We start from the raw sequence: 16,662 nt of genomic DNA, 5'->3' as shown, positions 1-16,662 counted from the left end.
GCAAGTCAGGGTCAATTCGGCGAAATGTAAAATAGCGTCAATGCTTACATTAATTTATGTTATTAAAAACAACGATTTTATTTATCGCATTGATAATTACAGGAAAAATATTCAAAAAAAACGTAAGAAAGGTTTATTCAGATAAATTAATTTGATTTAGGTCAACCGCATCCCGTCGTTGATATTTAAAATCCCTCCTCCACTGTGCTTGCCAGGAATTTTCCAGGCAACGTGTACGTCAGGTTGGATGCCTGTCTTCATTTACCCTCTGGAGCGCAAGGGTTGTAAACGAGCATCTATGAATATTCACCACATCCTGAAGCAAAATAAAGACCGCTGGTGGGCACTTCCTCTTATTTTACCCGTCGTGTTACTCCCGGTGCTTAGTGTGGCTAATACCTTAACGCAGTTGGGCGACGGTATCGTTGCGCTCTATTATCTCCCGCTCTCCTTTTTGCTGACGCTGATGTTATTCTTTGGCCTGGAAGCCCTCCCCGGGGTGGTGGTGTCGCTGTTTTTACGTTATTACCCCTCCGTTGGGTTATTTGAAGCCATGGCCGGCATTCTGCATTTTATCGTTCCTCTGGTGCTCAGCTGGGGCGGTTATCGCGTGTTTGCGCCCCGGCGCAATATGACCGCTTACGGTGACATACGCCTGATGGGGCAGCGTATTTTCTGGCAGGTGTTTTGCCCGGCAACGCTATTTCTGCTGCTGTTTCAGTTTGCGGTCTATCTCGGCGTCTATGAGAGCCGCCAGAGCCTCGCAGGACTGAATCCCCTCAATATTCGGACCCTTATTAACTATCAGGGGCTGCTGGTAAGCGGGCTGACGGGCGTGCCGCTAAGCTACCTGCTGATCCGCCTGATACGTCATCCGCGCTATATTAAGGGACTGATGTCCCAGCTCCGCGCGCAAATAGACAAAAAGGTGACGGCCGTTGAGTTTGTGGTGTGGTTTTTAGCCCTGGGCGGGTTGCTGGTCATGCTGCTGTTGCCCATGAATGCAAACAGTTCCATTTTCAGTACCAACTACACCTTGTCCCTGCTGATGCCGGTGATGCTCTGGGGTGCGATGCGCTTTGGCTACAAGCTGATGTCACTCATCTAAACGCCGGTCCTGCTGGTGTCGATTCACTTTTTTTATCACTACATTCCGGTGCAAGAGGGGTATGGCATTCAGCTGGCGATCACCTCATCCAGCTATCTGGTCTTTTCCTTCGTTGTGACGTACATGTCGATGCTGGCGACACGCCAGCGGGCCATCAATATTCGCTCCCGCAGTCAGGCTTTTCTCGATCCGGTGGTGCATATGCCCAACCTGCGGGCGCTGTCGCGCGAGCTGGCCAGTCATCCGTGGTCAGCGCTCTGTTTACTGCGCGTGCCCGAGCTGGAGGTGCTGGGACGCAATTACGGCGTGATGCTGCGGATCCAGTATAAACAGCAGCTGGCGCAATGGATAAACGGCACCCTTCAGCCCAATGAGCGAGTCTATCACCTCACCGGGTATGACATGGCGGTGCGTCTGGAGGCGGAGTCGCATCAACAGCGCATTGAAACGCTGGACGAGCATATCAAGCAGTTTGTTTTTATCTGGGATGGTATGCCGGTACAGCCTCAGGTCGGCGTGAGCTATTGCTATGTACGCTCACCCGTCAATCATCTCTATCTGGTGCTGGGGGAACTGGGCATCGTGGCCGATCTCTCCCTTTCTACCAACCACCCGGAAAATCTTCAGCAGCGCGGGGCTGTTCATTTGCAGCGTAGCCTGAAAGATAAGGTCGCGATGATGAGTCGTTTGCAGGCCGCGCTGGAGCAGGACGCTTTTACCCTGCTGGTTCAGCCCGTTCGCGGGCTGCGCGGTGATTGTTATCACGAGGTGCTGCTGCGAATGCGTGATGATAACGGGGCGCTGATCTTTCCCGAGCAGTTCCTGCCCATTGCACAGGAGTTTGGTTTATCGTCGCGTGTTGATTTATGGGTACTGGAGCGTACGTTGAGTTTTCTGGCACAGCACCGCCAGCGTTTGCCGGGCCAGCGCTTTGCGATCAACCTCGCACCTTCTACCGCCTACAGGGCGCAGTTCCCGCTTGAAGTGAGCCGCCTGTTAGCCAAATACGCCGTTGAAGCGTGGCAGCTGATCTTTGAAGTGACCGAAAGCAGCGCCTTTGGTCATGCGGATCTGGCGGCATCGACCCTCAGGAAATTACAAAAAATGGGCATCCGGATCGCCATTGATGATTTTGGCACGGGCTACGCCAGCTATGCGCGGTTAAAAAGCGTGGACGCAGACATTCTCAAAATCGATGGCGGTTTTATTCGCAATATTGTCAGCAACAGCCTGGATTACCAGATTGTGGCTTCCATTTGCCATCTGGCCCGGATGAAGAAAATGCTGGTGGTGGCGGAATATGTGGAAACGGAAGAGATACGTAGCGCGGTGCACGCGCTAGGTATCGATTATGTGCAGGGCTATTTGATTGGGTTGCCGGCTGAGCTTGATACGTTGCTCAACACGCAGCCTTCTCAGGAGACCGCCTGAGCCGTTACGCTGCCGCCTCAGAACTCTCTTCTTCAATCTTCAACAGCCAGCCGGTGACCGCTTCCCAGTACTGCTGCTCTTTTTCCAGATCCAGCAGCACCAGCGCGTTCTGGCTAAACCAGTCGTGCGGGAAGCTCAGCGTCCAGTGATAGTCATCCGTTTTTAGCTTCAGCGTCGGCGGCGTGGTGGTTGCCTGTCGCTGATTATTGAGCAACACGCCCAGGCGCAACAGCTGAATGAGCGGCAGGAACTGCTTTTTCTTAAATAACGTAAAGCGCGGCAGATCGTCGAGCTTGATGGCTTTGCGGTGATAGCGCACCAGCGTCGCCATCATGGTTTGCTGCTCCTGGTTGAAACCAGGCAGATCGCTGTTTTGCAGAATATAGGCTGAATGGCGATGCATTCCGCTGTGGTTAATGTTCAGCCCCACCTCGTGCAACATGGCGGCCCATTTCAACAGCGCGGCCAGCTGCGGATGCGCCAGCTTCGGATTCTGCTCCTCCCACTGCTCGTACATCTGAACCGTGGTTTCGAGCACCCGTTTCGCCTGTTCGCGGTCAATGTTGTACTGGTTGGCCAGGCTCTGCGCGGTGCGGCTGCGAATATCCTGATGACGGAAACGGCCTTCCATCTCATACAGCACGCCTTCACGCAGGGCGCCGTCAGAGAGGCGCAGCTCTTTGATCGCCAGCGCGTCAAACACGCCGCAGAGGATCGCCAGCCCCGGTACGAACACGGCTTTACGTTCGTCGGACAGACCCGGCAGACTCAGGGCGTCGAAGCTCTTATGCTTAAGCACCTCTTCGGTGAGTTTCACCAGGCGCTCAGGCGTAATAAAGCCGTCTTTTTCACCCATTGCCAGCAGCACTTCATGGGCCGCTTTAATCGAACCCGATGCGCCCAGCGCCACGTTCCAGCCCTGAATACGGTATTGCCAGGCCAGATTTTCCAGTTTTTGTACGGCGGCCATGCGCGCGCGCTGGAAGTTTTCGCGGGTGATGACGCCGCCCGGGAAATACATCTGCGCGAAGCTGACGCAGCCCATACGGCGGCTTTCCACCAGACGCGGCTCGAAGTCTTCGCCAATCACCAGTTCCGTGGAACCACCGCCGATATCAATCACCAGCTTGCGGCCTTTTTCCGGCTGCGTATGCTCCACGCCCATAAAAATCAGGCGCGCTTCTTCGTTACCGGAGATGATCTCAATCGGGTAGGGGATAACCTTTTCCGCGCGCTTAAGAAACTCCGGCGCGTTCAGCGCCTGGCGTAGCGTATGCGTCCCGACGATGCAGACGCTGGACGGCGAAAAGCCTTGCAAACGTTCTGCGAACAGCGACAGACAGTTCAGCCCGCGCTCCATGGCCTCTTCGCTCAGCATGTTACGCGCGTCGAGTCCATCGGCCAGATGCACACGCTGCTTCAGACGACCGATGATCTGCATCGCGCCATCCACCTCGCGGGCGATGACCATATGGAAACTGTTTGAGCCAAGATCGACCGCAGCGAACTCCTGCGGGCGTGGGGTATTATCGTTTATTGGCATAGGTTAATCGGGTTGCTCAAGTGATTTGATGTAATCGTAAATCGCCAGCTGCGACCGCACTTTACGGCGATTGCCGCGCGGTACATAGCGATTACTGAGTTCTTTGTCGATATAACGTGCTTTCACCGTATCGCTGAACAGGATCTCGATAATGTCCAGGATACGCTGCTTCAGGCGAGGATCCAGCAGCGGTGCCGCCACTTCAATACGGTAATCAATGTTACGCGTCATCCAGTCGGCGGACGAGAGGTATACGCGCTTATCACCGGCGTTATCGAAAATATAGACGCGATCGTGTTCAAGATAGCGGTCCACAATGCTGATCACACGGATATTGTCGCTGATGCCTTCCAGTTCCGGAATGAGCGAGCACATGCCGCGAATGAGCAGATTTACCGGAACGCCGGAGCTGGAAGCCGCGTACAGGCGGTCCACCAGCCCTTTGTCCACCAGATTGTTGAGTTTCAGCGTAATGCCGGACGACAAGCCGTTCTGCGCATTGGCAATCTCTTTATCGATCATATCGTACAGCAGGCGCCGTGAGTTCTGCGGTGACACCAGCAGATAATCGAAGCTCACCGGGCGGTACGGGTTCTCAATGAAGTTGAACACCCGACGCACTTCGTTAGTGATGCGCGCATCGGCAGTCAGCAGCGAATAGTCGGTGTAAATTCGCGCGGTTTTCTCGTTAAAGTTCCCGGTACCGATATGGGCGTAGCGCACCACGTCGTCGCCCTCTTTACGGGAGATCAGGAACAGCTTGGCGTGAATTTTCAGCCCCGGCGCGGAGAAGATGACGTGCACGCCCGCTTCCGTCAGTCGGCGCGCCCAGTGGATGTTGGCCTCTTCGTCGAAGCGAGCCTGAAGCTCAACCACCACGGTCACTTTCTTGCCGTTGTGCGCCGCGTGGATCATCGCATCGATGATGCGGGAATCTTTCGCCACGCGATAAATGTTGATTTTAATCGCCAGCACGTTTGGATCGAACGAGGCCTGACGCAGCAATTCCAGCACGTGTTCAAAGGTGTGATACGGATAGTAGAGCAGCACATCCCGTTCGCGGATGGCGTCGAACCCGTTGCGGAACTTATCGAACCAGATATGGCGCAGGCGCGGCAGCGGTTTGTTCACCAGATTGGCTTTGCCGACGTTCGGGAAGCCAATGAAATCTTTAAAGTTGTGGTAACGCCCGCCGGGAATAATGGAGTCGTAGCGGGAGATGGTCAGCTTATCGCGCAGCATCTCCACCATCGCGTCCGGCATATCGCGCTGATAGACAAACCGCACCGGTTCCGCCGTCAGGCGCTGCTTGAGGCTGGAAGACATCAGCTCCATCATGCTGGCCTCCATCTCATGCACCAGATCGTACTCGGCGTCACGGGTCATCTTCATCGAGTAGGCGTTGAGCGCGTCGTAATCGAAGAAGCCTTTGAAGATATCGTCCAGGCAGTAGCGCAGGATGTTATCCAGCAGGATCATCGGTTTCCGTCGGCGCGGAGTTTCCGGCGGCAGGTTAACAAAGCGTGGGACTTTATCAGACGGTATTTCCAGCAGCGCGTAGTTAATGGTCTCACCCCGAATGATTTCTACCGCCAGATAGGTGTAATCATCTTTCAGGAACTGCACCAGATCGGTTTCACGGTTGATCAGAATCGGGGTGATATGCTGGCGCAGATAATGTTTGAAATAGTGGCGCAGCCAGTTTTGCTGATTCGCGGAGAGCTGGCGTTCGTTGATCAGAAAGATTTGGTTGCGTGCCATTTCCAGCAGCAGCTCGTTATAGAGGCCATCAAATTCCTGATCGGCTTTCATGACGCGAGACTGGATTTTTCCAAGCAGATGCCGGGAGTGGGAGTTCAAGCCCTGCTCTTCGCTGATGATGATTCGGCGTTTCAGTTCGGCGAAGCGAACCTTGTAGAACTCATCCAGATTGTTGGAATAGATGCCTAAAAAACGCATACGTTCAATCAGCGGGTTGCTTTTATCGGCCGCTTCCTGAAGTACACGTTCGTTGAATGCTAACCAGCTTAGCTCTTTCTCGATGTATAACTTTTCCTGACCCATTACAGCTCACACTCCAGTTCAATCACAGGACGTGGTAAATCCGTCTCGTCCTTATTATGGCGAGCATTTCCACGATATGTCCAACAGTGCCAGAAAAGTATGACAGTTATTTTTTTGTTGGGGAATTTAGAGGGTTGGGGGAGGGGGTGTCGGGTGGCGCTGCGCTTACCACGACCTACGGGACCGTAGGCCCGTGCAAGCGAAGCGCCGCCGGGCAATTCAAACAGACTACTCTTCAGCCGCATAACCCTGCGGGGGCAACTTCACGCCGTCCAGCCAGGCTGCGCCGTTGCGCATCTCCAGACGTCCATCGACAAACCAGCTTACCACCAGCGGATAAATGGCGTGTTCCTGCGTCTGCACACGTTCGGTCACGTCGTCTTCGTTGTCGCCGTCAAAGACCGGTACTTTTGCCTGCAAAATGACCGGACCGCCGTCCAGCTCGTCGGTGACGAAATGCACGGAGGTACCATGCTCCTCATCGCCGTTTTCCAGCACCTGACGATGGGTGTGCAGACCGGGGTATTTTGGCAGCAGGGAAGGGTGGATATTGAGCAGTCGTCCGGCGTAGTGTGCAACAAAAGCCGGGCTCAGGATGCGCATGTAGCCTGCCAGCACCACCACGTCAGGCGCGTAGGCGTCAATCTCCTGCACCAGCTCACGGTCAAAGGCTTCACGCCCGGCGAACTGGCTGGCTTCCAGCGCGTGCGCAGGAATGTTCGCTTCCCGCGCGCGCTCAAGGCCGAACGCATCGGCCTTGTTGCTGAATACTGCCCGAATGGTGCCATTGATTTTCTTCTGTTTGCAGGCGTCTATGATTGCCTGCAAATTGCTTCCGTTGCCGGAAATGAGCACCACGATGTTTTTCATTCAATGACCACACGCTGTTCGGAATCGGAAGCTTTAATCGTACCGATTTTCCACGCGTTTTCACCTTTTTCTGTCAGCAGCTTAACCGCTTTATCCGCTTCGCTGGCGGGCAGGGCGATAACCATGCCCACGCCGCAGTTAAAGGTGCGGTACATTTCGTGAGAGCTCACGTTGCCTGCGGTTTGCAGCCAGTTGAAGACGGACGGCCACTGCCATGAGGATGCGTCGATCACCGCCTGGGTATTGTCCGGCAGCACGCGCGGAATGTTTTCCCAGAAGCCGCCGCCAGTGAGGTGAGCGATGGCGTGCACGTCAACGTTCTCAATCAGCTCCAGCACGTTTTTCACGTAGATGCGCGTCGGGGCCAGCAGGTGATCGGCCAGCGGTTTGCCGTCCAGCTCGGTGGTCAGCGGGTCGCAACCGCTCACTTCGAGGATTTTACGCACCAGAGAGTAGCCGTTGGAGTGCGGACCGCTGGAGGCCAGCGCAACCAGCACATCGCCGTCAGCCACTTTGCTGCCGTCGATAATTTCTGATTTTTCTACCACGCCGACGCAGAAGCCTGCGACGTCATAATCTTCCCCGTGATACATGCCAGGCATTTCCGCGGTTTCACCGCCGACCAGCGCACAGCCGGATTGCAGGCAGCCTTCGGCGATACCGTTAATGACGCTGGCTGCGGTATCCACGTCCAGCTTGCCGGTCGCGTAGTAATCGAGGAAGAACAGCGGCTCGGCGCCCTGTACCACCAGGTCGTTGACGCACATCGCCACCAGATCGATACCAATCGTATCGTGACGCTTAAGATCCATCGCCAGGCGCAGTTTTGTACCGACACCATCCGTACCCGAGACCAGCACAGGTTCACGATATTTTTGCGGCAGCGCGCACAGTGCGCCGAATCCACCCAGGCCACCCATCACTTCCGGGCGGCGGGTTTTTTTCACCACACCTTTGATTCGGTCAACCAGCGCATTACCTGCGTCAATATCAACACCGGCATCTTTGTAGCTGAGAGAAGTTTTGTTGGTCACGGCTTAAATCCCCACGCAATTGCATAGCTAGTAAGAAAAATCGGCGCAATTCTAACAGTCCAGGCAAACGTTTGCGAGCCTATTCTCGGCGCGGGGATCTTTTTTTCTGTGCGGGCTGTCCAGGGCAACAAACTTGACTCTGTTCACGAAAATGAAACCGGTTTCGGCGATCTGCTTGCAACGGCTATCCCCTTTGCACATCATCAAACTGAAACCGGTTTCTGTAGCTGTTTTTGCAGAAAATAACGCAGAATGAGGGATAGCGAATGTCAGGATTTAAAGCAGGTTTTCTGTGGGGTGGGGCCGTTGCGGCGCACCAGCTTGAAGGCGGCTGGAAAGAGGGCGGCAAGGGCGTGAGCGTTGCCGATGTCATGACGGCAGGCGCCCACGGGGTACCGCGTGAAATCACCAACGGCGTGCTGGAGGGGAAAAATTACCCAAACCACGAAGCCATCGACTTCTATCACCGCTATAAAGAAGACATCAAACTCTTTGCCGAGATGGGGTTCAAATGCTTCCGCACCTCCATCGCCTGGACGCGTATCTTCCCGAAAGGCGACGAGCTGGAGCCGAACGAAGCGGGACTCAAATTCTATGACGATCTTTTTGACGAGTGCCTGAAGCACGGCATCGAGCCGGTGATCACGCTTTCCCACTTCGAGATGCCTTTCCACCTGGTGACGGAATACGGCGGCTGGCGCAACCGTAAGCTGATCGACTTCTTTGTTCGCTTCGCGAAGGTCGTTTTTGAGCGCTACCAGCATAAAGTGAAGTACTGGATGACCTTTAACGAGATCAATAACCAGGCCAACTTCCACGAAGACTTTGCGCCGTTTACCAACTCCGGGCTGAAATATGCGCCGGGAGAAGATCGCGAGCCGGTGATGTTCCAGGCGGCGCACTATGAGCTGGTGGCCAGTGCCCTGGCGGTGAAGGCGGGGCGCGAGATCAACCCGTCACTGCAAATCGGCTGCATGATTGCCATGTGCCCCATCTATCCGCTGACCTGTGCCCCGGACGATATGATGATGGCGATGAACGCCATGCATCGTCGCTACTGGTTCACCGACGTTCACGTGCGCGGCAAGTATCCGCAGCATCTGCTCAACTACTTTGAACGTCGCGGCTTCGCGCTGGATATCACCGAAGAAGATAAAGTGGCGCTGACGCAGGGCTGCGTGGATTACATCGGGTTCAGCTACTACATGTCTTTCGCCACCAAAGCGACGGCGGACAACCCGCAGCTGGACTACGACGAGAGCAAGAGCCTGGTCTCTAACCCGTACGTGCAGAAATCGGACTGGGGCTGGCAGATTGACCCGGTGGGGCTTCGCTACTCCCTCAACTGGTTCTGGGATCACTACCAGCTGCCGCTGTTTATCGTTGAGAACGGCTTTGGCGCGATCGACGTGCAGGAGAGCGACGGCACGGTGAACGACCAGTACCGCATCGACTACCTTTCCGCGCATATCCGCGAGATGAAAAAAGCGGTGGTGGAGGATGGCGTAGATCTGATGGGCTATACCCCGTGGGGCTGTATCGACCTGGTCTCTGCCGGCACCGGCGAGATGAAAAAACGCTACGGCTTTATCTTTGTCGATAAAGATAACGAAGGTAACGGCACGCTGAACCGCAGCAAGAAGAAATCGTTCGACTGGTATAAGCAGGTGATTGCCAGCAACGGAGAGCAGCTATAATTGCCCGGTGGCGCTGCGCTTACCGGGCCTACGGGATGTGTAGGCCGGGTAAGCGTTAGCGCCACCCGGCATAATCCCGCCCCCAAGCCGGAGCCCAGCCTCCGGCTTTTTTGTTTTTGATTGATATACGTCAAGCAAGATGGGTATGGCGCAATCCGAAAAAAGCGGTATAATCCCGCGATTTTTTTGCGGATGCCACCTCAGAGGAGAAAGAGAATGAAGATTGTGGAAGTGAAACACCCACTCGTTAAACACAAGTTGGGCCTGATGCGTGAGCATGACATCAGCACGAAGCGTTTTCGCGAACTGGCTTCTGAAGTGGGTAGCCTGCTGACCTACGAAGCGACCTCTGATCTGGAAACGGAAAAAGTGACCATCGAAGGCTGGAACGGTCCGGTACAGGTTGAGCAGATCAAAGGTAAAAAAATTACCGTGGTGCCAATCCTGCGTGCGGGTCTGGGCATGATGGAAGGCGTACTGGAGCACGTCCCAAGCGCGCGTATCAGCGTGGTGGGTATCTACCGTAACGAAGAGACGCTTGAGCCGGTCCCGTACTTCCAGAAGCTGGTCTCTAACATCGACGAGCGTATGGCGCTGGTGGTTGACCCGATGCTGGCGACCGGCGGTTCGATGATCGCCACCATCGACCTGCTGAAAAAAGCGGGATGCAGCAGCATCAAAGTGCTGGTGCTGGTTGCGGCGCCGGAAGGTATCGCGGCGCTGGAAAAAGCGCACCCGGACGTTGAACTCTATACCGCGTCTGTCGACCAGGGACTGAACGAGCACGGGTACATCATCCCGGGGCTCGGCGATGCCGGCGATAAGATTTTTGGTACTAAATAATCGAATAACGATAAAGAAGCCGACTTTGATAGTCGGCTTTTTTTTGAATAAAAACCAACAATGACACTCAGAGGAAAACACTATGACGCGCCGTGCTATCGGGGTGAGTGAAAGACCGCCGCTTTTACAGACAATCCCGCTTAGTTTGCAGCACCTGTTCGCCATGTTTGGCGCAACCGTGCTGGTGCCAATCCTGTTTCACATTAACCCGGCTACCGTGCTGCTGTTTAACGGCATCGGTACGCTACTTTACCTCTTCATCTGTAAAGGCAAAATCCCGGCCTATCTCGGGTCGAGCTTCGCGTTTATCTCCCCGGTTCTGCTGTTGCTGCCGCTGGGTTATGAGGTCGCGCTGGGCGGCTTTATCATGTGCGGCGTGCTGTTCTGCCTGGTCTCCTTCATCGTGAAGAAAGCCGGTACCGGCTGGCTGGACGTGATGTTCCCGCCTGCGGCAATGGGGGCCATCGTTGCCGTCATCGGCCTGGAGCTGGCGGGCGTGGCGGCGAACATGGCCGGGCTGCTGCCTGCGGACGGTCAGTCACCGGATTCTACAACCATTATTATTTCGCTGGTGACGCTGGGCGTGACGGTTTTCGGTTCCGTCCTCTTCCGCGGCTTTATGGCGATTATCCCGATCCTGATCGGCGTGCTGGCGGGTTACGCGCTCTCCTTCGTGATGGGCGTTGTGGATACCACCCCGATTGCCGAGGCGCACTGGTTCGCGCTGCCAACCTTCTACACCCCGCGCTTTGAATGGTTCGCCATTTTCACTATTCTGCCTGCCGCGCTGGTGGTGATTGCTGAGCACGTCGGCCACCTGGTGGTGACGGCGAACATCGTGAAGCGCGACCTGATCCGCGACCCGGGCCTGCATCGCTCCATGTTTGCCAACGGTTTCTCCACCATCATCTCTGGTTTCTTCGGCTCCACGCCAAACACGACTTACGGTGAGAATATCGGCGTAATGGCGATCACCCGCGTCTACAGCACCTGGGTTATCGGCGGCGCGGCGATCATCGCCATTCTGCTCTCCTGCGTTGGTAAACTGGCGGCGGCGATCCAGATTATCCCGGTTCCGGTGATGGGCGGCGTTTCCCTGCTGCTGTACGGGGTGATCGGTGCCTCCGGTATTCGCGTGCTGATTGAATCCAAAGTGGATTACAGCAAGGCGCAGAACCTGATCCTGACCTCCGTTATCCTGATTATCGGCGTGAGCGGCGCGAAGGTGCACATCGGCGCGGCAGAGCTGAAGGGTATGGCGCTGGCGACCATCGTCGGCGTCGGCCTGAGCCTGATTTTCAAGCTGATCTCGGTGATCCGCCCGGAAGAGGTGGTGCTGGACGCAGACGAAAGCGAAAAAGCGCCACATTGATCGTCATGCCGGGCGAAGGATCGCCCGGTTCTCTCCTTGCAGGTTCCGTGTTAAACTCCATTCCGATTTTATGTAAGATCTCTGGTTGAGGTATTTCTGAACGGACCGGCACAGCTCTCTCTGCCACTTTATCTCCCTGACGACGAAACTTTCGCGAGTTTCTGGCCGGGTGATAACCCCTCTTTACTGGCTGCACTGCAAAACGTGCTGCGCCAGGAACACAGCGGATACATCTATATCTGGTCACGCGAAGGCGCGGGACGCAGCCACCTGCTGCATGCCGCCTGTGCGGAGCTTTCGGCGCGCGGTGACGCGGTAGGCTATGTGCCGCTGGATAAACGCACCTGGTTTGTGCCTGAGGTGCTGGAGGGCATGGAACATCTTTCCCTGGTCTGCATCGATAATATCGAATGCGTGGCGGGGGACGAACCGTGGGAAATGGCGATCTTTAACCTCTACAACCGCATTCTGGAGTCGGGCAAAACCCGGCTGCTGATCACCGGCGATCGTCCGCCGCGCCAGCTCAATCTGGGGCTGCCGGATCTGGCGTCTCGTCTGGACTGGGGGCAAATCTACAAACTGCAACCGCTGTCGGATGAAGACAAACTCCAGGCGCTTCAGCTGCGCGCTAAGCAGCGTGGGTTTGAGCTGCCGGAGGACGTGGGTCGGTTCCTGCTTAAACGCCTGGACAGGGAAATGCGCACGCTGTTTGACACGCTCGATCAGCTCGATCGCGCGTCTATTACCGCGCAGCGCAAGCTAACCATTCCGTTTGTGAAAGATATTCTTAAGCTTTGAGTTTTTTGCCCGGTGGCGCTGCGCTTACCGGGCCTACGAAAACCCGTCATACCTTGTAGGCAGGGTAAGGCGCAGCCGCCACCCGGCTAAAGATCCCCCAACAAGTGCTCCACCAGCAGCGGAATCGGCCTTCCCGACGCCACGCTTCGTCCGCTTTCACGCCACAGTGCCGTACCGCTGATGTCCAGATGGGCCCACGGAATGGTCGGCGGGCAGAAGTGATGCAGCAACCACGCCGCCGAGGCGCTGATTGCCGCATTGTTGGTCGGCGTGTTGCACAGGTCGGCGATGGCGCTGTCGGTCTGTTTTTTCAGCCGGGCGTCCAGCGGCAGGGACCACACTTCGTCACCACTGCGCTTACCCGCCAGCGTCAGCGCCGCGCGCAGCGGTTCATCTTGCGTCATTAATCCGCTCAATTCATAGCCCAGCGCTTTCACCACCGCTCCGGTTAAGGTCGCCATATCAATGATATAGTGCGCCTGCGGATGGCGCTGACTCGCCCAGGCGATAGCGTCTGCCAGCACCAGCCGGCCTTCGGCATCGGTATTGTTGATTTCAACGGTGGTGCCGTTGCAGGCCATCGCCACCGTGCCGGGCTGCATGGCGTCGGGGCCGATGGCGTTTTCCGCCAGCGCCAGCACGCCCATGATGCGCACGGGTAATTTCAGCTCCGCAACGGTCAGCATCAGCCCGAGCACGTTAGCCGCGCCGCACATGTCATATTTCATGGTGTACATGCCCGCGCCTTCCTTCAGCCACAGGCCGCCGGTGTCGAAGGTAATGCCTTTTCCCACGTAGCAGCGCACCGGGCCATCAGACACGCCGTTATAGTGAATAGCGAGCAGACGCGGTGGGCAGGTCGCCCCTTTGCCAACGGCGTGCAGTAGCCCCAGCCCCTGCTTAACAATTTGCTTTTCATCCAACACCTCGCAGCGCAGGGCAGGGCTGGCGGCACACAGTTTTTGCGCCTCTTCCACCACAAACTGCGGCGTGCAGCGGTCGGACGGCATATCCGCCAGACGTCGCGCCGCAACCATGCCGAGCGCAATGGTCTGCTGCTGGCGGAAGGTCGTCTCCAGCTTCGCCTGCTGTTCCGGCAGGCAAAGGGCAGTGATGCAGGTAAGACGCAGCGCTTCGTCCGTCTTCTTCAGCTTCAGGTCACTGAGCCTGTGCGCCTGATTAAAGAGAAAACGCAGTACCTGCGCCAGCACCACATCGTCAATATCCGTCACGTCCAGCACGAGTTCGGCGCTGGCGGGGGCGGCAAGCAGCGGTCGCAGGGCGGTGAGCAACCCTTCGGTCAGGGCGTCATGCCAGAGCGCATCCGGAAACAGGGTGATGCGGGCAAACGGCGCGCAGCCAAAGCGCGCATCCGCGACGGTGCTCTGCTGGCGCATTTCAGCGACAAGAGCGCTTTCCGGTATCAGGGAACTGTCAGCGCGCGCAATCAAATGGCTTTGCGGCTTCGCGTCTGAAAGCGCGTTGATAAACTGGTATGTGATCATCATGACTCCTCAATCGGTGCGCGGATCCGCGCGGCATAGGCCTGCATCCACTCCTCATCTACCGCGTGATAGTGCGTTTTCTCCCGCAGGCGTTCAGTACGGAAAACGGTGAGGGGCTGGCGAGCCGTCGCCACCACAAACGAGAAGGTTTTGATGTTGGTTGCGGCGCCAAATTCTCCTTTGCTGTTCATGCACACCACGGAGAGATCGCCCGCGCGACCGAAGCGCGACATCAGCTTGTCTTCCAGTTCGAACACCACCGAATCCGCCGCCTGCTGCGGCGTCATCCCTTGCGCCATCCGGCGAACGATTTCGTAGCTGGTACAGCCCTTCATCAGATCTTCACCGACGCCCGTGGCGGTGGCCGCGCCGGTTTCGCTGTCGCAGTAAAAGCCGGAGCCGATGATGGGTGAGTCACCGAGGCGACCGCGTTTTTTCATAAACAGGCCGCTGGTGGAAGTGGCGACGCTCATCGATCCCTGTTTATCGAGGCCGATGATACCGACGGTGTCATGTCCGTCGTAGGGGCTTAACCCCTTGTCCAGCGTTTCGCGGCAGCGCTTACGGTAGTGTTGCATGGCGCGATCCGTGAGCATGGTTTTGTCGGCAAAGCCCTGGCTCAGCGCCCATTCGCGCGCGCCCTGGCCGACCAGCAGGCTGTTATAGCGCTGGCGGCTGAGCGCGTGCGCCACGCGTACCGGGTTGGCGATATCCACCAGATTGCCCACGGCGCCGAACGCCAGCGTGTCGCCGTCCATATAGGCCGCGTCCAGCTCCACCTCGCCGTTCTCGGTCGGCAGCCCGCCGTAGCCGACGGATTTATAAAACGGAAAGTCCTCGACGGCGGCGACGGCATCCACCACCGCCGGAGCGACAGGTTTGCCCGCAGCCAGCGCAGACGCAGATTCCGTGACGCCTTCAAGCGCCATTCGCCAGGTTGCGATAATTCCCCACATGCTTTACTCCTGTTTTGCAAGGGTGGTGTCGGTTTGCGTAGCGGTAGTCAGCTCCGCGGCGCGGTACTGTTTATCCACGATACGCATGAAAGGCAGGTACAGCATGGCGCCAATCAGCAGGTTGATCAGCTGCATCACGCTGCCGCTCAGGTGCCCGGTGACGATAAAGCCGCTGATAACCGGCGGCAGCGTCCAGGGGATAAACACCCCGGTGGTGACGGCGACCGCACCAATTTTCATCGCCGCATACTGCACGGTGACCAGCACCAGCGGCACCAGATTGAACGGGATGAGCATGATCGGGTTCATGATCACCGGCAGGCCAAACAGGATCGGTTCGTTGATGTTAAACACCGACGCGCCCGCACCGAGGCGCGCTACTTCGCGCATGTTTTTGCTGCGGGCGAAAATCAGCATCGCAATCACCAGCGACAGCGTGGCGCCCGCGCCACCCATCCAGATCATGTCAAAAAACTGTTCGGTGATGATGTGCGGCGGCGTCGTTCCCGCCTGGATCGCGGCGATGTTGTCGGTCTGGTTCTCCATCCACAGCGGGCGAATAATCCCGTTGATCATCGAACCGGAGTTAATGCCCACTGACCACAGAATGGTGATGCTGAATACGGTCATCAGCGCCCCGAAATAAGAGGTGCCGTAGTGGCGTACCGGGGTGGCAACCACTTCATAAATAAACTGGTGGATGGTGTGGTAGTGGGTGTTTTCAAAGATGATGCGGATAAGCAGCACCAGAATCATTACCAGCAGGGCCGGGATCAGGGCCGCGAATGACTCCTGCACCGCCGGAGGCACGCCGTCCGGCATTTTGATGACCAGCTTTTTGCGCTTCAGCCAGCAGAACAGTTCCGTCCACAGCAGGGAACCGATCATCGCCACGAACAGCCCTTTGCTGCCAATCCACTCCACCGGCATCACGGTAATGCCGCCGTTTTCCGCCACTTTGATAAAGGGCGTCAGGATCAGAAACGCGACCAGCGCCAGGATGCCGCAGGAGATGCGGTCCTCGCCATAATGCTCAGCCAGGCGGTAGGCCACCAGGAAGCTGATAAACAGCGACATGGTTGAGAACACCGCGTTAAACGGGATCTCTATAATTGCACTCCAGCTCTCACCAAAGGCCTGAGACATAAACTGCTGATAGGCCTGATTCGGGAAGGAGGAGATCACCAGCAGAATGGAGCCGACGATAATAAACGGCATGAATGACACGTAGGCGCCGCGAATGGCCCCAAGATGACGCTGCTGGGCCGTTTTCGCCGCCAGCGGCATCAGTTTTGCTTCAAGAAATCCCAGAACATTGTTCATTGTGAACTCCGTACAAGATTGAGAGGTGTTGTTTATGTTATGTCTGTGGATTATCAGTGAAGCGTGGCGAGCGAAAGGTGAAATCGGTCACAAAGCATTCGCTGCTCTGATATAAATC

At 56.4% G+C, this 16,662-nt stretch carries 11 protein-coding genes and 1 pseudogene; 5 read left to right on the top strand and 7 right to left on the bottom strand.

Translation table 11 applies throughout. The features are described 5' to 3' along the window. Positions 1–298: 298 nt before the first annotated feature. Positions 299–2,539: pseudogene (locus ACQG0T_RS16300) on the top strand (EAL domain-containing protein). Positions 2,540–2,543: 4 nt separating this feature from the next. On the opposite strand, the gene ppx reads toward ACQG0T_RS16300, so the two are convergent. From ppx to purM, 4 genes are all read right to left on the bottom strand, one after another. Then, positions 2,544–4,082, bottom strand: coding sequence for an exopolyphosphatase (ppx, locus tag ACQG0T_RS16295; RefSeq protein WP_003860570.1), 1,539 nt, complete (start codon positions 4,080–4,082; stop codon positions 2,544–2,546). Positions 4,083–4,085: 3 nt separating this feature from the next. Beyond that, entirely contained in the window at positions 4,086–6,146 is a 2,061-nt protein-coding gene (gene ppk1 / locus ACQG0T_RS16290; protein ID WP_023295129.1) for a polyphosphate kinase 1, read from the bottom strand. Between the two features lie 228 nt (positions 6,147–6,374). Beyond that, positions 6,375–7,016 carry a phosphoribosylglycinamide formyltransferase gene (gene purN, locus ACQG0T_RS16285; protein ID WP_006811493.1) on the bottom strand — a complete coding sequence of 214 codons (642 nt, stop codon included), beginning with the start codon at positions 7,014–7,016 and terminating at the stop codon, positions 6,375–6,377. Then, a complete protein-coding gene (gene purM / locus ACQG0T_RS16280; protein WP_017383509.1) occupies positions 7,013–8,050 on the bottom strand; it encodes a phosphoribosylformylglycinamidine cyclo-ligase in 1,038 nt (345 codons plus the stop codon). Before purM ends, purN begins: the two co-directional genes overlap by 4 nt. A gap of 266 nt (positions 8,051–8,316) precedes the next feature. On the opposite strand from purM, the gene ACQG0T_RS16275 reads away from it, so the two are divergent. The 4 genes from ACQG0T_RS16275 to ACQG0T_RS16260 all read left to right on the top strand — a co-directional run bounded on the left by ACQG0T_RS16275 (position 8,317) and on the right by ACQG0T_RS16260 (position 12,760). Further along, positions 8,317–9,747 (top strand): 6-phospho-beta-glucosidase, encoded by a 1,431-nt coding sequence (locus ACQG0T_RS16275; protein WP_023295128.1) that lies wholly within the window; start codon positions 8,317–8,319, stop codon positions 9,745–9,747. A 216-nt stretch (positions 9,748–9,963) separates the two neighbouring features. Further along, on the top strand, positions 9,964–10,590 hold the full coding sequence (upp, locus tag ACQG0T_RS16270) for a uracil phosphoribosyltransferase (RefSeq protein WP_003860560.1): 627 nt from the start codon (positions 9,964–9,966) through the stop codon (positions 10,588–10,590). 82 nt (positions 10,591–10,672) lie between these two features. Then, positions 10,673–11,962: a uracil permease gene (uraA, locus tag ACQG0T_RS16265; protein ID WP_032673269.1), complete on the top strand. Its 1,290-nt coding sequence runs from the start codon at positions 10,673–10,675 to the stop codon at positions 11,960–11,962. A gap of 96 nt (positions 11,963–12,058) precedes the next feature. Beyond that, on the top strand, positions 12,059–12,760 hold the full coding sequence (locus ACQG0T_RS16260; RefSeq protein WP_166792068.1) for a DnaA inactivator Hda: 702 nt from the start codon (positions 12,059–12,061) through the stop codon (positions 12,758–12,760). A gap of 86 nt (positions 12,761–12,846) precedes the next feature. Here the strand turns inward: ACQG0T_RS16260 and ACQG0T_RS16255 are convergent, their stop codons facing one another. The 3 genes from ACQG0T_RS16255 to celB are packed head-to-tail and all read right to left on the bottom strand — an operon-like array spanning position 12,847 to position 16,544. Then, entirely contained in the window at positions 12,847–14,265 is a 1,419-nt protein-coding gene (locus tag ACQG0T_RS16255) for a leucyl aminopeptidase family protein (protein ID WP_032673268.1), read from the bottom strand. After that, positions 14,265–15,221 (bottom strand): N(4)-(beta-N-acetylglucosaminyl)-L-asparaginase, encoded by a 957-nt coding sequence (locus ACQG0T_RS16250; RefSeq protein WP_017383506.1) that lies wholly within the window; start codon positions 15,219–15,221, stop codon positions 14,265–14,267. The genes ACQG0T_RS16255 and ACQG0T_RS16250 overlap by 1 nt, the downstream gene beginning before the upstream one ends. Positions 15,222–15,224: 3 nt before the next feature. Beyond that, on the bottom strand, positions 15,225–16,544 hold the full coding sequence (gene celB, locus ACQG0T_RS16245; protein ID WP_015572194.1) for a PTS cellobiose transporter subunit IIC: 1,320 nt from the start codon (positions 16,542–16,544) through the stop codon (positions 15,225–15,227). Positions 16,545–16,662 lie beyond the last annotated feature (118 nt).

Source organism: Enterobacter cloacae complex sp. 302F9 (assembly GCF_050030335.1).
GTDB lineage: Bacteria > Pseudomonadota > Gammaproteobacteria > Enterobacterales > Enterobacteriaceae > Enterobacter > Enterobacter hormaechei_C.
This window is presented reverse-complemented; position numbering and strand designations above follow the sequence as displayed.

Excerpts from the sequence above, each read along its gene's own strand:
- ppx (WP_003860570.1), bottom strand. The coding sequence starts at position 4,082 with ATGCCAATAAACGATAATACCCCACGCCCGCAGGAGTTCGCTGCGGTC.
- ppk1 (WP_023295129.1), bottom strand. The coding sequence starts at position 6,146 with ATGGGTCAGGAAAAGTTATACATCGAGAAAGAGCTAAGCTGGTTAGCA.
- purN (WP_006811493.1), bottom strand. The coding sequence starts at position 7,016 with ATGAAAAACATCGTGGTGCTCATTTCCGGCAACGGAAGCAATTTGCAG.
- ACQG0T_RS16275 (WP_023295128.1), top strand. The coding sequence starts at position 8,317 with ATGTCAGGATTTAAAGCAGGTTTTCTGTGGGGTGGGGCCGTTGCGGCG.
- upp (WP_003860560.1), top strand. The coding sequence starts at position 9,964 with ATGAAGATTGTGGAAGTGAAACACCCACTCGTTAAACACAAGTTGGGC.
- uraA (WP_032673269.1), top strand. The coding sequence starts at position 10,673 with ATGACGCGCCGTGCTATCGGGGTGAGTGAAAGACCGCCGCTTTTACAG.
- ACQG0T_RS16255 (WP_032673268.1), bottom strand. The coding sequence starts at position 14,265 with ATGATCACATACCAGTTTATCAACGCGCTTTCAGACGCGAAGCCGCAA.
- ACQG0T_RS16250 (WP_017383506.1), bottom strand. The coding sequence starts at position 15,221 with ATGTGGGGAATTATCGCAACCTGGCGAATGGCGCTTGAAGGCGTCACG.
- celB (WP_015572194.1), bottom strand. The coding sequence starts at position 16,544 with ATGAACAATGTTCTGGGATTTCTTGAAGCAAAACTGATGCCGCTGGCG.